This window comes from Pseudomonas sp. D8002 (assembly GCF_013385695.1).
In the GTDB taxonomy this organism is placed as follows: Bacteria; Pseudomonadota; Gammaproteobacteria; order Pseudomonadales; family Pseudomonadaceae; genus Aquipseudomonas.
The window spans coordinates 1-13675 of the sequence record NZ_JACAPM010000012.1 but is presented as its reverse complement, the minus strand read 5'-3'; the positions used below and the strand labels follow the sequence as shown (position 1 = coordinate 13675).

15 protein-coding genes are annotated in these 13675 nt (G+C 61.4%); 12 read left to right on the top strand and 3 right to left on the bottom strand.

All coding sequences use genetic code 11. The features are described from left to right. Positions 1-70 precede the first annotated feature (70 nt). The 7 genes from HX807_RS06395 to HX807_RS06365 all read left to right on the top strand — a co-directional run bounded on the left by HX807_RS06395 (position 71) and on the right by HX807_RS06365 (position 7748). Positions 71-472, top strand: a complete 402-nt coding sequence (locus HX807_RS06395) for an ACT domain-containing protein (protein WP_003213000.1) — start codon at positions 71-73, stop codon at positions 470-472. A 5-nt stretch (positions 473-477) separates the two neighbouring features. Next, the gene (locus HX807_RS06390) at positions 478-1080 is read left to right on the top strand and encodes a LysE/ArgO family amino acid transporter (protein ID WP_003212999.1); all 603 of its coding nucleotides are present in this window, start codon (positions 478-480) and stop codon (positions 1078-1080) included. 175 nt (positions 1081-1255) lie between these two features. Next, positions 1256-1852 (top strand): superoxide dismutase, encoded by a 597-nt coding sequence (locus HX807_RS06385; RefSeq protein WP_003212997.1) that lies wholly within the window; start codon positions 1256-1258, stop codon positions 1850-1852. Between the two features lie 158 nt (positions 1853-2010). Further along, entirely contained in the window at positions 2011-2208 is a 198-nt protein-coding gene (locus tag HX807_RS06380) for a hypothetical protein (protein WP_003212995.1), read from the top strand. Positions 2209-2478: 270 nt separating this feature from the next. Further along, complete coding sequence (locus HX807_RS06375) at positions 2479-4530, top strand: bifunctional diguanylate cyclase/phosphodiesterase (RefSeq protein ID WP_003212994.1); 2052 nt, start codon at positions 2479-2481, stop codon at positions 4528-4530. 162 nt (positions 4531-4692) lie between these two features. Next, positions 4693-6030, top strand: a complete 1338-nt coding sequence (locus HX807_RS06370) for an imelysin family protein (protein ID WP_003212990.1) — start codon at positions 4693-4695, stop codon at positions 6028-6030. 263 nt (positions 6031-6293) lie between these two features. Further along, complete coding sequence (locus HX807_RS06365) at positions 6294-7748, top strand: TrkH family potassium uptake protein (RefSeq protein ID WP_177049527.1); 1455 nt, start codon at positions 6294-6296, stop codon at positions 7746-7748. On the opposite strand, the gene HX807_RS06360 is transcribed toward HX807_RS06365, so the two are convergent. Continuing rightward, positions 7705-8760 (bottom strand): AraC family transcriptional regulator, encoded by a 1056-nt coding sequence (locus HX807_RS06360; protein WP_003212986.1) that lies wholly within the window; start codon positions 8758-8760, stop codon positions 7705-7707. The genes HX807_RS06365 and HX807_RS06360 overlap by 44 nt on opposite strands. 161 nt (positions 8761-8921) lie before the next feature. Here HX807_RS06360 and HX807_RS06355 point away from each other — a divergent pair, with 161 nt between their 5' ends. Together HX807_RS06355 and HX807_RS06350 are read left to right on the top strand one after the other, a co-directional pair. Next, positions 8922-9233 carry a DUF962 domain-containing protein gene (locus tag HX807_RS06355; RefSeq protein WP_003212984.1) on the top strand — a complete coding sequence of 104 codons (312 nt, stop codon included), beginning with the start codon at positions 8922-8924 and terminating at the stop codon, positions 9231-9233. Positions 9234-9266: 33 nt separating this feature from the next. Next, on the top strand, positions 9267-9851 hold the full coding sequence (locus HX807_RS06350) for an HD domain-containing protein (RefSeq protein WP_177049526.1): 585 nt from the start codon (positions 9267-9269) through the stop codon (positions 9849-9851). Here the strand turns inward: HX807_RS06350 and HX807_RS06345 are convergent. Then, the gene (locus HX807_RS06345; protein WP_052024259.1) at positions 9848-11122 is read right to left on the bottom strand and encodes an MFS transporter; all 1275 of its coding nucleotides are present in this window, start codon (positions 11120-11122) and stop codon (positions 9848-9850) included. The two genes, HX807_RS06350 and HX807_RS06345, sit on opposite strands and share 4 nt — an antisense overlap. Positions 11123-11484: 362 nt before the next feature. On the opposite strand from HX807_RS06345, the gene HX807_RS31600 reads away from it, so the two are divergent. From HX807_RS31600 to HX807_RS06335, 3 genes are all read left to right on the top strand, one after another. After that, a complete protein-coding gene (locus HX807_RS31600; RefSeq protein WP_003212978.1) occupies positions 11485-11613 on the top strand; it encodes a hypothetical protein in 129 nt (42 codons plus the stop codon). Positions 11614-11687: 74 nt separating this feature from the next. Further along, positions 11688-11861, top strand: a complete 174-nt coding sequence (locus tag HX807_RS06340) for a hypothetical protein (protein ID WP_008430977.1) — start codon at positions 11688-11690, stop codon at positions 11859-11861. A gap of 86 nt (positions 11862-11947) precedes the next feature. After that, on the top strand, positions 11948-13147 hold the full coding sequence (locus HX807_RS06335) for an MFS transporter (RefSeq protein WP_177008479.1): 1200 nt from the start codon (positions 11948-11950) through the stop codon (positions 13145-13147). On the opposite strand, the gene arfB is transcribed toward HX807_RS06335, so the two are convergent. After that, positions 13144-13557, bottom strand: coding sequence for an alternative ribosome rescue aminoacyl-tRNA hydrolase ArfB (gene arfB, locus HX807_RS06330; RefSeq protein WP_003212972.1), 414 nt, complete (start codon positions 13555-13557; stop codon positions 13144-13146). The genes HX807_RS06335 and arfB overlap by 4 nt on opposite strands. Positions 13558-13675 lie beyond the last annotated feature (118 nt).

Genomic DNA, 13675 nt, shown 5'->3' with positions numbered 1-13675 from the left:
TTGGTTTTTCTTATACAACCTTGGACGGGAGAATAGCCAGCATCGCTTCTTCTTATTCAAGGACCTCCACATGGCTGGCGAAACCGCCCTGGCAACCCTGCTGCGCAGCATGAGCCCACAGCTCAATGACGGCGACTACGTGTTCTGCACCCTGGCCGACAGCCGAATCCCCGAAGGTTGCGAGGTGATCGGCAGCTTCCGCGAGCAGGAAGGCCTGACGTTGATCGTCGAGCGCCAGCAGGCCGAGCGCGCCGGACTGGCCTTCGACTATGTGGCTGCGTGGATCACCCTCAACGTCCATTCGGCCCTGGAAGCGGTCGGCCTGACCGCCGCGTTCGCCACGGCCCTGGGCCAGGCCGGGATCAGTTGCAACGTGATTGCCGGCTACTACCACGATCACCTGTTTGTCGGCCGCGCCGATGCCGAGCGCGCCATGACGGTGTTGCGGCAATTGGCGGCGGGCGCGGAGTAAATCCTATGTGGCAAAGCTATATGAACGGCCTGTTGGTGGCCTTTGGTTTGATCATGGCGATCGGCACCCAGAACGCGTTTGTGCTGGCGCAGAGCCTGCGGCGCGAACATCACCTGCCGGTGGCGGCACTGTGCGTGGTGTGCGACGCGATCCTGGTGGCCGCCGGCGTATTCGGCCTGGCCACCGTGCTGGCGCATAACCCGGTATTGCTGGCGATTGCCCGCTGGGGTGGTGCGGCGTTCCTGCTCTGGTACGGTACCCTCGCCCTGCGCCGGGCCTGCTCGAAGCAGAGCCTGGGCGAGGGCGAGAACCTCAAGGTACGCTCGTTGAAGGCGGTGATGCTCAGCGCCCTGGCAGTGACGTTGCTCAACCCCCACGTGTACCTGGACACCGTCTTGTTGATCGGCTCCCTCGGCGCCCAGCAAACCGAACCGGGCGCCTACGTGGCCGGCGCCGCCAGCGCTTCGTTCCTGTGGTTCATGACCCTGGCCCTGGGCGCCGCATGGCTGGCACCGTGGCTGGCGCGTCCCGCCACCTGGCGGATTCTGGACCTGCTGGTAGCCGCCATGATGTTCAGCGTGGCCTATCAATTAATCAGCGCAGCGTAGATATTCCAAAACGCTCTGGAACCTCTATCCCACACAGTTGTTGCGTGGTTTTGCCGCACCCCCGGTGCTATGATCCAGCCCCTGCGCCGCAAAGAGTACAAACTCCCCGGCGCTTGTTTGGCCGCCCGTGATCGGCCTTGCGCTCACCGCAACTGACCTGATTAGGAGAATCATCATGGCTTTCGAATTGCCGCCGCTGCCCTACGCACACGATGCCCTGCAGCCGCACATTTCCAAGGAAACCTTGGAATACCACCACGACAAGCACCACAACACCTATGTCGTGAACCTGAACAACCTGGTGCCTGGCACCGAGTTCGAAGGCAAGACCCTGGAAGAAATCGTCAAGTCTTCTTCGGGCGGCATCTTCAACAACGCCGCTCAGGTCTGGAACCACACTTTCTACTGGAACTGCCTGGCGCCAAACGCTGGCGGCCAACCTACCGGCGCACTGGCTGAGGCGATCAACGCTGCCTTCGGTTCGTTCGACAAGTTCAAGGAAGAGTTCACCAAGACTTCCGTCGGCACCTTCGGTTCCGGTTGGGGCTGGCTGGTGAAAAAGGCTGACGGTTCCCTGGCACTGGCCAGCACCATCGGCGCCGGCAACCCGCTGACCAGCGGCGACACCCCGCTGCTGACCTGCGACGTCTGGGAACACGCTTACTACATCGACTACCGCAACGTGCGTCCAAAGTATGTGGAAGCGTTCTGGAACCTGGTCAACTGGAAGTTCGTGGCTGAGCAGTTCGAAGGCAAGACCTTCACCGCTTAAGTACCGCTTGCAGTAGAAAGAGCCCGGCGATTGCCGGGCTTTTTTGTGGGCGATTACAAATGGAAAAATGCCAGGAAAACGCTGGAACTCATCAAAAGGATTTCGCCACGCAGCATGTAAGAGGAATGTCCCTCTGATTGACTGCAGGAGAACTTGATATGGATCTAGCATCTTTGATCGGCATGGCCCCTCAAGCACTTAACGTGTTCGATAACGTGACAGATAAGGGCCTGGACGTCCTGGACAAAAGCTTGGGCATCCTTGATAAGACCGTGGACATAGCTCGACAGGCCTTGGGGCAAATCGACCCTCAGGCGCAAGACCAGCCACAACCGCCGAAAATTTCGTTTACCTGATGGGCGCTGACGCTCGACGGTTTGTTTCGCTGGACTGAAAAACCCGCGCTCGTCCTGAAAAGACGGTACAAGAAGTCGGCACGTACGATCCGCCGACTTCACTCCATGCCAGGCCTGCCTTTCCATTCCCCCTCCCAACGTCTTACCCCCGGACGCGCTCATCTAAACTGCAAAACCTGCCCTGGCCGCAATGTCCCTTTGACTGCCCTCACGGGATTGCCAATACTCATGGCATATTGAGGCTACCCGCATGGAACAAGGAATAACCCTTTGAAGCTGGAACTCAAAAACAGCTTGTCGGTGAAGTTGCTACGGGTGGTACTGCTTTCGGCATTGGCCGTGGGCGTGGTACTGAGCGCGGCGCAGATCGTCTTTGATGCGTACAAGACGCGCCAGGCCGTGGCCGGTGATGCCCAGCGGATCCTCGACATGTTTCGCGACCCGTCCACCCAGGCCGTCTACAGTCTGGACCGGGAGATGGGCATGCAGGTCATCGAAGGCCTGTTCCAGGATGATGCCGTGCGCATGGCCTCCATCGGCCACCCCAACGAAACCATGCTCGCGGAAAAAACCCGCGACCTGCAACAATCCCCGAGCCGCTGGCTGACCGACCTGATTCTGGGCCAGGAACGCACGTTCACCACGCCGCTGGTGGGGCGCGGGCCTTACAGCGAGTACTACGGTGACCTGAGCATCACCCTCGACACCGCCACCTATGGCAAAGGGTTTCTTGTCAGTTCGGTGATCATTTTCATCTCCGGGGTGCTGCGGGCGCTGGCCATGGGGCTGGTGTTGTACCTGGTCTATCACTGGCTGCTGACCAAGCCGCTCTCGCGCATCATCGAGCACCTGAGTTCGATCAACCCCGACCGCCCCAGCGAGCACAAGATCCCGCAGCTCAAGGGCCACGAGAAAAACGAGCTGGGGCTCTGGATCAACACCGCCAACCAGTTGCTCGAATCCATCGAGCGCAATACGCACTTGCGCCATGAGGCGGAAAACAGCCTGCTGCGCATGGCCCAGTACGACTTCCTGACCGGCCTGCCGAACCGCCAGAAACTGCAGGAGCAACTGGACAAGATCCTGATCGACGCCGGCCGCCGGCAACGCCGGGTCGCGGTGTTGTGCGTGGGGCTGGATGACTTCAAAAGCGTCAACGAGCAGTTCACCTACCAGGCCGGCGACCAGTTGCTGCTGGCCCTGGCCGACCGCCTGCGCGCCCACAGCGGCCGCCTCGGCGCCCTCGCCCGCCTCGGCGGCGACCAGTTCGCCCTGGTGCAGGCCGATATCGAGCAGCCCTACGAAGCCGCCGAATTGGCACAAAGCATCCTCGACGACCTGGAAGCCGAATTCGCCCTCGATCACGAACAGATCCGCCTGCGTGCCACCATCGGCATCACCCTGTTCCCGGAAGACGGCGACAGCACCGAGAAGCTGCTGCAAAAAGCCGAACAGACCATGACCCTGGCCAAGAGCCGCTCGCGCAACCGCTACCAGTTCTATATCGCCAGCGTCGACAGCGAAATGCGCCGCCGCCGCGAGCTGGAAAAGGATCTGCGCGACGCCTTGAGCCGCGAGCAGTTTCACCTGGTGTACCAGCCGCAGATCAGCTATCTCGACCACCGTGTGGTGGGTGTCGAAGCGTTGATCCGCTGGCAGCACCCGGAGCACGGCCTGGTGCCGCCCGACCTGTTTATCCCCCTGGCCGAACAGAACGGCACCATCATTGCCATCGGCGAATGGGTACTGGACCAGGCCTGCCGGCAACTGCGGGAATGGCATGACCTGGGCTTCACCGAGCTGCGCATGGCGGTCAACCTGTCGACCGTACAGTTGCACCACGCCGAGCTGCCACGGGTGGTCAACAACCTGCTGCAAATCTACCGCTTGCCGCCGCGTAGCCTGGAGCTGGAAGTCACCGAGACCGGCCTGATGGAAGACATCAGCACCGCCGCCCAGCACCTGCTGAGCCTGCGCCGGTCCGGGGCACTGATTGCGATTGATGACTTCGGCACCGGCTATTCGTCCCTGAGCTATCTGAAAAGCCTGCCGCTGGACAAGATCAAGATCGACAAGAGCTTCGTCCAGGACCTGCTGGATGACGACGACGATGCGACCATCGTGCGGGCGATCATCCAGCTCGGCAAAAGCCTTGGCATGCAGGTGATCGCCGAGGGTGTGGAGACCGCCGAACAGGAGGCCTACATCATCTCCGAGGGTTGCCACGAGGGTCAGGGCTACCACTACAGCAAACCCTTGCCGGCACGGGAGTTGGTGGCCTACTTGAAGCAGGCCCAGCGCAATAACGCCGCCATCCTCTGAAGCGATGCCGGCCATCGGGGCCACGCGCACCGATGGCCGGCAAATCGATACTAAATATTTCCTGCTTATAACGCTTTACACAAAATGCAAATCTTTCGCATTATGTCGCAGTTTTGCGCGCCCCCCGCGTGCCCCATCAACAACCGAAGCAGGATGTTCGCCATGATTCGTATGCCCCTGGCCACCGCCAGCCTTCTCGCCATTGCCATTTCGCTCGCCGGTTGCGGTGAAGGCAAAGACAAGGCCGCCGCGCCTCAAGCCCCGGCCGCCGCCAGCACCACCGCCCCGGCGGCTGCCCCGGCAGGCCAGGTAGACGAGGCCGCCGCCAAGGCTGTGGTCGCGCATTACGCTGACATGGTGTTCGCGGTGTACAGCGATGCCGAGTCCACCGCGAAAACCCTGCAAACCGCGATCGACACTTTCCTTGCCAACCCGAACGACGACACCCTGAAAGCGGCCCGTACCGCCTGGATCGCCTCGCGCGTGCCGTACCTGCAGAGTGAAGTGTTCCGCTTCGGCAACACCATCATTGACGACTGGGAAGGCCAGGTGAACGCCTGGCCCCTGGACGAAGGCCTGATCGACTACGTCGACAAGACCTACGAACACGCCCTGGGCAACCCTGGCGCCACCGCCAACATCATCGCCAACAACGAGATCCAGGTCGGCGAAGACAAGGTCGATGTCAAAGACATCACCCCGGAAAAACTCGCCAGCCTGAATGAGCTGGGCGGTTCCGAAGCCAACGTAGCCACCGGCTACCACGCAATTGAATTCCTGCTCTGGGGCCAGGACCTGAACGGCACCGGCCCGGGCGCCGGCAACCGTCCAGCGTCGGACTACATGACCGGTGATGGCGCCACTGGCGGCCACAACGAGCGCCGCCGCACCTACCTGCGCGCCGTGACTCAACTGTTGGTCAGCGACCTGGAAGAAATGGTCGGCAACTGGAAGCCCAACGTCGAAGACAACTACCGCGCCACGCTGGAAGCAGAACCTGCGACCGATGGCCTGCGCAAGATGCTGTTCGGCATGGGTAGCCTGTCCCTGGGCGAGCTGGCCGGTGAGCGCATGAAGGTTTCCCTGGAAGCCAACTCGCCGGAAGACGAACAGGACTGCTTCAGCGACAACACCCACAACTCGCACTTCTACGACGCCAAGGGTATTCGTAACGTTTACCTGGGTGAGTACACCCGCACCGACGGTACCAAGATGACCGGCGCCAGCCTGTCCTCCCTGGTGGCCAAGGCCGACCCGGCGGCCGATGAAGCGTTGAAGGCTGACCTGGCCTCCACCGAAGCGAAGATCCAGGTGATGGTGGACCACGCCAACAACGGCGAACACTACGACCAGTTGATTGCTGCCGGTAACGACAAAGGCAACCAGATCGTACGTGACGCCATCGCCGCATTGGTGAAGCAGACCGGTTCGATCGAACAGGCTGCTGGCAAGCTGGGCATCAGTGACTTGAACCCGGATAACGCTGATCACGAGTTCTGATCAGTGCCGCGTTGAATGAGGCGACCTTCGGGTCGCCTTTTTTGTGCCTGCCCTCCAAGCTCCATCAACCTGCACAAATCTCCTGTGGGAGCGGGCTTGCTCGCGAAAGCGGTGGGTCAGCCAATGCATCCGTTGACTGATACACCGCTTTCGCGAGCAAGCCCGCTCCCACACTTGATCTGCCACGTCTCCAACGCCCCCCGGTTTACTTGCCCTGCACCGCAGGTAGAATGGCGCCTTTCCTGTCACCCCGAGCGGACCTCATGGCGTTGCCGACCTTACGGATAATCGGTTTCATTATCGGCATCTTCCTGATCACCCTGGCGATCGCCATGGTCATCCCCATGGCGACCCTGGTGTTTTTTGAACGCACCAGCGACCTGCCGTCGTTCCTCTGGGCCAGCCTGATTACCTTTATCGCGGGCCTGGCACTGGTCATCCCCGGCCGTCCGGAACACGTGCACCTGCGCCCGCGGGACATGTACCTGCTGACCGTCTCCAGCTGGCTGGTGGTGTGCATCTTCGCCGCACTGCCGTTCCTGTTGACCCAGCACATCAGCTACACCGACTCGTTCTTCGAAAGCATGTCCGGTATCACCGCTACCGGTTCCACGGTGCTCAGCGGCCTGGACACCATGTCCCCGGGCATCCTCATCTGGCGCTCGCTGCTGCACTGGCTCGGCGGTATCGGCTTTATCGGCATGGCGGTGGCGATCCTGCCGCTGCTGCGCATCGGTGGCATGCGCCTGTTCCAGACCGAATCCTCCGACCGCTCGGAAAAGGTCATGCCCCGCTCGCACATGGTGGCGCGCCTGATCGTGGCGGCGTACGTGGGCATCACCATCCTCGGCAGCCTGGCGTTCTGGTGGGCCGGGATGGGGCTGTTCGATGCGGTCAACCATGCGATGTCGGCAATTTCCACCGGCGGGTTTTCCACTTCCGACGAATCCCTGGCCCACTGGAAACAGCCGGCGGTGCACTGGGTGGCCGTGGTGGTGATGATCATGGGCAGCCTGCCGTTCACCCTGTATGTGGCCACGATGCGTGGCAACCGCCGGGCACTGATCAAGGATCAGCAGGTGCAAGGCTTGCTCGGGTTGCTGGTGGTGACCTGGCTGGTGCTCGGCACCTGGTATTGGTGGACCACCGACCTGCCTTGGCTGGACGCGCTGCGCCACGTGGCGGTGAACGTCACCTCTGTGGTGACCACCACCGGTTTCGCACTCGGGGACTACAGCATCTGGGGCAATTTCTCGCTGATGCTGTTCTTCTACCTGGGCTTTGTGGGCGGTTGCTCCGGCTCCACGGCTGGCGGGATCAAAATCTTCCGTTTCCAGGTCGCCTACATCCTGCTCAAGGCCAACTTGAACCAGTTGATTCACCCACGGGCGGTGATCAAGCAGAAGTACAACGGCCATCGCCTCGATGAAGAAATCGTGCGGTCGATCCTGACCTTCTCGTTTTTCTTCGCCATCACCATCTGCGCCATTGCCCTGGCCCTGTCACTGCTGGGCCTGGACTGGATGACCGCACTGACCGGCGCCGCCAGCACCGTGTCCGGTGTAGGCCCGGGCCTGGGTGAAACCATCGGCCCGGCCGGTAACTTCTCCACCCTGCCGGACGCGGCCAAGTGGATCCTGTCATTCGGCATGCTGCTGGGCCGGCTGGAGATCATTACGGTGTTTGTGCTGTGCATTCCGGCGTTTTGGCGTCACTGACAGGCAGCTCATGCAACCGCGCCCGGTACTCGCCGGGCGTGGCATCGAACCAGCGGCGGAACGCACGAAAGAAGTTGCTCGGGTCGGCAAACCCCAACAGGTAGGCAATTTCCAGCAGGGTCATGCTCGGCTGCGCCAGGTATTGCTCGGCCAGTTCGCGGCGGGTGTCGTCGAGCAAGGTCTGGAAACTCGTGCCCTCCTCCTGCAAGCGGCGCTGCAAGGTGCGCTGGGACAGGTGCAACGTCTGCGCAACCACTTCACGCTTGGGCTCGCCCTGGGGCAGCAATCGGCATAGCACCTGCCGCGCCTTGTGGGTCACCCGGCTCTCGGAAAACCGCGCCAGGTACTCCCCGGCAAAACGATCGTGCAACAACGCCATCGCCTCGTTCGCCGTGGGCAACGGCGCTTCCATATCGGCCCGCTCGAAGATCAGCGCGTCATAGGGCGCGTTGAACACCAGCGGTGCATGGAAGGCTTGTTTGTAGGGCGCCAGGTCCGCTGGCTGATCGCCCTGCACCAGCACCTTGCGCGGTTGCAACGTGCGCCCGGTCAGCCAGCCGCATAACGCCAGGGCACTGGCCAGGGACGCTTCGGCACTTTGCCGGGTAGGCGGCAGGTGGTCGCCGTGCACCGTCAGAATCAGCGCATAACCTTCGGGCAACAGGCGGAAACTCAGGTCGGCACTTTCAGCAATGATTCGCTGGTAACGCACCAGCCGCATAAAACCTTCGGCCAGGGTATTGCTGGACATCAAGGCGTAGCCGGCCACATGAAACGATGCCGGGCGCACCACCTTGCCCATGTTCAAGCCAATCGCCGGGTTGCCCGACAGCTCGACCGCGCGCTGCCAGAGCCGGGTCATGGAGTCCTGGGGGAAGCGTGCATCCGGGTCATTCAGCGCGGCGTAATCCAGGCCAAGCTGCTTGAACAAGGCACGGCAATCCAGGCCGTCCATTTCCAGCGCCTTGACTATCCCCATCGCCCAGCTTGCAGAAGTCGTTCGTTCGCTCATGGCGTTTTCTTAACAAGGAAGGCTGAAACGACAGCCAGGAATCCGAAGGATACTAAAGTGGCATCTATTGTCACTGGCTGTTACCACTGATGACTCTAGACTCAAATAAGCTCCCCGCCGAACATCTGTCGGGCAGAACAATAACCAGAGGGCCGACCACTGTGGAAAATGCCAGGCAATTCAACAGCTTCGCCGATTTCTACCCGTATTACCTGAGCGAACACGGCAACAGTACGTGCCGTCGCCTGCACTTTATCGGCACCAGCCTCGTTATCTTCATACTCGCGTTGGCGATCGGCAAAGGTGCGTGGTGGCTGCTGCTGGCGCTGCCGGTGGCCGGCTACAGCTTTGCCTGGATCGGCCATTTCTTCTTTGAAAAGAATCGCCCGGCGACCTTCCAGCACCCGCTGTACAGCCTGTTGGGGGATTTCGTGATGTACCGCGACATGATTCTGGGCAAGGTGCCGTTCTAGCCCCACGCTTGAAGAACAATAAGAGAGGCTTTGATGAACCAGCAGGCCCGCTTCACCCATATGCAGGATGGTACCCAGGAAGACTGGGCGATCATCGCCAAGGATTTCAGTGCTTACGCCCGGCAATTGCCAAGCCGGATCCTGGCGCATCTACGGCTGCTGGAGGGCGACTTCGGCGGCTTCCCGGTGGACCGCCTGACCCACTCGCTGCAAACCGCCAGCCGCGCCTGGCACGATGGCCGGGATGAAGAGTACGTGGTGTGCGCCCTGCTCCACGACATCGGCGACACCCTCGGTTCCTACAACCACCCGGACATCGCCGCCGCGATCCTCAAGCCGTTTGTGAGCGCCGAGAATCTGTGGATGGTGGAGAAGCACGGGATCTTCCAGGGCTACTACTTCTTCCACCACCTGGGGATGGACCGCCACCTGCGCGAGCAATTTGGCGACCACCCGCAGTACCGGCAAACCATCGAGTTCTGCGCGCAGTACGACGCGGCGGCGTTCGACCCGGCCTACGACACCCTGCCGCTGAGCTTCTTCGAGCCGATGCTGGCGCGGGTGTTTGCCCAGCCGAAGAACTCGCTCTACAAGGCGGCGATGGAACTCCAGGGTTAAACCGGCAGCAATGTGCCGCCGTGACCGGTTTGGGTGGCTGGCTCCGGATCTTTGACGATCTCCCGGGCCACCATCAGGATCACGATGGCCGCAATGATGTCGAAAATCGCCAGCACCACAAACAGCGGGCTGTAGCCGACCTTGGTCACCAGCACGCCGAACACCGCAGTAAACGCCGCAGCCCCGATAAACCCGCACATCTGCCCGCCACCGGTGGCGGTGGCCACGTCATTCTTGCCGAATGAGTCCGAGGCGATGGAAAACAGTGCACCCGACAAGGTCTGGTGGGCGAAACCGCCGACACACAGCAGGGCAATCGCGGTGTAGGCACTGTCCACCAGGCCGATGCACGCCGGGCCGATCATGCACAGGCAACCGAACAGCATCACCAGCTTGCGCGAGGTGAACAGCGAGACCTTGAAGTAGCGGTGGAACAACGGGCTCAGGTAGCCACCCAGCACACAGCCAATGTCGGCGGCCAGGAACGGCAGCCAGGCGAACAGCGCCATTTCCTTGATGTTCATGTGCCGCTCGGTCATCAGGTACAACGGAATCCAGGCATTGAACGTCTGCCAGGCCGGCTCCGAGAGCATCCGCGCCGAGGCGATGGCGAAAAAGTTGCGGCTCTTGAGGATGCGCTTCCAGCTGGCTTTCTTCTGCACGCCTTCCTTGAGGTGGGTTTCCTGGCCGGCCTCGATGTACTCACGCTCGGCCTGGGCCAGCAGGCGCTGGTCACGCGGGTGCTTGTACAGCAGCAGCCACAGCCCGCTCCACACCAGGCCGATGCCGCCAACGATCAGGAATGCCAACTGCCAGCCGCTGTGCAAAATCGCCCAGACCACCAGTGGCGGCGCCAACAACGCACCAAACGACGAACCAAAGTTGAACCAGCCGATGGCGACGGAGCGCTCCTTGGCCGGGAACCACTCGGTAATCGCCTTGACGCCGCCGGGGAAGCCCGCCGACTCCGTCAGCCCCAGTGCGCCACGGGCCACTGCCAGGCTCTGCCAACCGGTGGCGAATGCCGCCAGGGCACAGACTACCGACCAGGAGATGGCGAAGATGGCAAAGCCCATCTTGGTACCGATCGCATCGATCACATAACCGGCGATCGGCTGCATCAAGGCGTAGCACACCTGCCAGGCAACAACGATGTGGGAATACTGCTCAGTGGAGATGCTCAGGTCGGTCATCAGCGTGGGGGCTGCGACTGAGAGCGTGTTGCGGGCCAGGTAGTTAATAATCAGGCCGACCGTCATCAGCCCGACCATCCACCAACGGATGCCTTTGATTTTCATCGCTTCACCTTAATTATTTTTAGATTTGAGGCGTACGTTCTGCGACCGAGCGCATCCGTATTACGGGCGCTATAAAACTGTAACGTCATATGTCGTCATACAACTGTTAGCGTTATATTCAGTCCGCAGCACGATGTCAATCCGTGAAGGGTGATGTTGTACGATGACAATCGACACCCCTGTGGCGCCACGTCACTTGCGCGGCGGGATGAAGACGCGTTCATTTTCTGAGATAAAATCTTTCTGTCATTTACAGTGCTGTATCCTGCACAGGCTTTTTGAACGCGCGGAATCACCTGCGATTGATAAAACAGATCTTGCGAGGAGCGACGACGATGCACGAAATCCCTAATCTCCCCTTCCCAAGCCTGCACGAAACTGAGCAGCCAACCCCGCAACAGGCCGGTGCCACCAAGCCCGAGCCCAAAGAGGCAAAACCGGTCGACCGCAAGAGCGAAGACTGAGAGCCGTACCCAGACCGTGTGGAAAGCGTGACATTGCGCGCTTTCCACACCGCCTGAACACCGTGAGCCCCGCCATGACCGACACCACCCCCGATACCGCCCTGCTCGACACTGCCTTGCACATGGTCGACGTATGGAACCGCCTCACCCCGGAAAAACAGGCCCTCCTGCTCAAGCGCTTCGGCACCCAGGAAAACGCCCTCGCCGCGTTGGTAACCACGCAACTGCTCAACCCCGCCGATCGCTAAAAGTTTGCTTTGCTGCCCCCGCACGCGCCCAGCATCGGTATCATAAGCAGCCTATCTTTTCCTGCTGCGACAGTGGACCTCTCCCCATGCCAGATACCCAGCGCCCCATGGCGGTCACGCTGCAAGTCGTTTCCATCGTTTTGTTCACCTTCATCGGCTACCTGAATATCGGCATTCCCCTGGCCGTGTTGCCTGGCTATGTGCACAGCGACCTGGGCTTTGGCGCCGTGATCGCGGGCCTTGTGATCAGCGTGCAATACCTGGCCACTCTGCTGAGCCGGCCCTACGCGGGACGCATCATCGATAACCGCGGCAGCAAGCGCGCCGTCATGTACGGCCTGGCCGGTTGCGGCTTGAGCGGCGTGTTCATGTTGCTCTCGGCGTGGCTGTCACACCTGCCGGCGCTGAGCCTCACCAGCCTGCTGATTGGCCGCCTGGTGCTGGGCAGCGCTGAAAGCCTGGTGGGCTCGGGTTCCATCGGCTGGGGCATTGGCCGGGTGGGCGCGGCGAATACCGCCAAGGTCATCTCCTGGAACGGCATCGCCAGCTACGGCGCCCTGGCCATCGGCGCACCGCTGGGGGTGTTGCTGGTCAGTCATTTCGGGTTGTGGAGCATGGGCGTCAGCATCATCCTGCTGGCGGTGCTGGGCCTGCTGCTGGCCTGGCCGAAAGTCGCCGCGCCGATCGTGGTGGGCGAGCGCCTGCCGTTCATGCATGTGCTGGGGCGCGTGTTGCCTCACGGCTGCGGGCTGGCGCTGGGCTCGATCGGGTTTGGCACCATCGCCACCTTCATCACCTTGTATTACGCGACCCAGCATTGGGATAACGCGGTGCTGTGCCTGAGCCTGTTCGGTGCCAGCTTTATCGGGGCGCGGTTGTTGTTCGGCAATTTGATCAACCGCATTGGCGGGTTTCGCGTAGCGATTGCCTGTTTGTCGGTGGAGACGCTGGGGCTGCTGCTGCTGTGGCTGGCGCCGGATCCTCATTTGGCGTTGGCGGGTGCGGCGTTGAGCGGGTTTGGCTTTTCCCTGGTGTTTCCGGCCTTGGGTGTGGAGGCGGTCAACCTGGTGCCCGCCTCGAGCCGGGGTGCGGCGGTGGGGGCGTATTCGCTGTTTATCGATTTGTCGTTGGGGATCACCGGGCCGTTGGCCGGGGCGATTGCGGCGGGGTTCGGGTTTGCCTCGATCTTCCTGTTTGCGGCGATCGCGGCGTTTGGCGGGTTGCTGTTGAGCCTGTATTTGTATCGGCAGGCGCCGAAGTACCGCGAGGAGCGGGACGCGGCTTAGAAATCAACCTTGCCGCGGCCGGCCTTGATGCTGCCGCGTTTGGTCTTGGATTCGAGGCGGCGCTTCTTTGAGCCCAGGGTGGGTTTGGTGGGGCGGCGTTTCTTTTCGACCTTGGTGGCGCTGAGGATCAGTTCCACCAGGCGCTCGAGGGCGTCGGCGCGGTTTTGTTCCTGGGTGCGGTATTGCTGGGCCTTGAGGATCAGTACGCCTTCGCTGGTGATGCGGGTGTCGCGCAGGGCCAGCAGGCGTTCCTTGTAGAAGTCAGGCAGGGACGAGGCCGGGATGTCGAAACGCAGGTGCACGGCGCTGGAGACCTTGTTGACGTTTTGACCGCCAGCGCCCTGGGCGCGGATGGCTGTCAGTTCGATCTCGGCGTCGGGGAGGTGCACGTTGTTGGATATCACCAGCATTTTTTGATCGGGCCTTGGGGTGGAGGGGTAAGGATACGCCAATGTGTTGGGCTGCTGGGGGCTGGGGGCTGGGTACATATCCGTTATTTGGGTGATGGCTGATATTGGTTCCGCTCTT

Excerpts from the sequence above, each read along its gene's own strand:
- HX807_RS06370 (WP_003212990.1), top strand. The coding sequence starts at position 4,693 with ATGATTCGTATGCCCCTGGCCACCGCCAGCCTTCTCGCCATTGCCATT.
- HX807_RS06380 (WP_003212995.1), top strand. The coding sequence starts at position 2,011 with ATGGATCTAGCATCTTTGATCGGCATGGCCCCTCAAGCACTTAACGTG.
- HX807_RS06365 (WP_177049527.1), top strand. The coding sequence starts at position 6,294 with ATGGCGTTGCCGACCTTACGGATAATCGGTTTCATTATCGGCATCTTC.
- arfB (WP_003212972.1), bottom strand. The coding sequence starts at position 13,557 with ATGCTGGTGATATCCAACAACGTGCACCTCCCCGACGCCGAGATCGAA.
- HX807_RS06335 (WP_177008479.1), top strand. The coding sequence starts at position 11,948 with ATGCCAGATACCCAGCGCCCCATGGCGGTCACGCTGCAAGTCGTTTCC.
- HX807_RS06350 (WP_177049526.1), top strand. The coding sequence starts at position 9,267 with ATGAACCAGCAGGCCCGCTTCACCCATATGCAGGATGGTACCCAGGAA.
- HX807_RS06385 (WP_003212997.1), top strand. The coding sequence starts at position 1,256 with ATGGCTTTCGAATTGCCGCCGCTGCCCTACGCACACGATGCCCTGCAG.
- HX807_RS06390 (WP_003212999.1), top strand. The coding sequence starts at position 478 with ATGTGGCAAAGCTATATGAACGGCCTGTTGGTGGCCTTTGGTTTGATC.
- HX807_RS06395 (WP_003213000.1), top strand. The coding sequence starts at position 71 with ATGGCTGGCGAAACCGCCCTGGCAACCCTGCTGCGCAGCATGAGCCCA.
- HX807_RS06360 (WP_003212986.1), bottom strand. The coding sequence starts at position 8,760 with ATGAGCGAACGAACGACTTCTGCAAGCTGGGCGATGGGGATAGTCAAG.
- HX807_RS06345 (WP_052024259.1), bottom strand. The coding sequence starts at position 11,122 with ATGGTCGGGCTGATGACGGTCGGCCTGATTATTAACTACCTGGCCCGC.
- HX807_RS31600 (WP_003212978.1), top strand. The coding sequence starts at position 11,485 with ATGCACGAAATCCCTAATCTCCCCTTCCCAAGCCTGCACGAAACTGAG.
- HX807_RS06340 (WP_008430977.1), top strand. The coding sequence starts at position 11,688 with ATGACCGACACCACCCCCGATACCGCCCTGCTCGACACTGCCTTGCAC.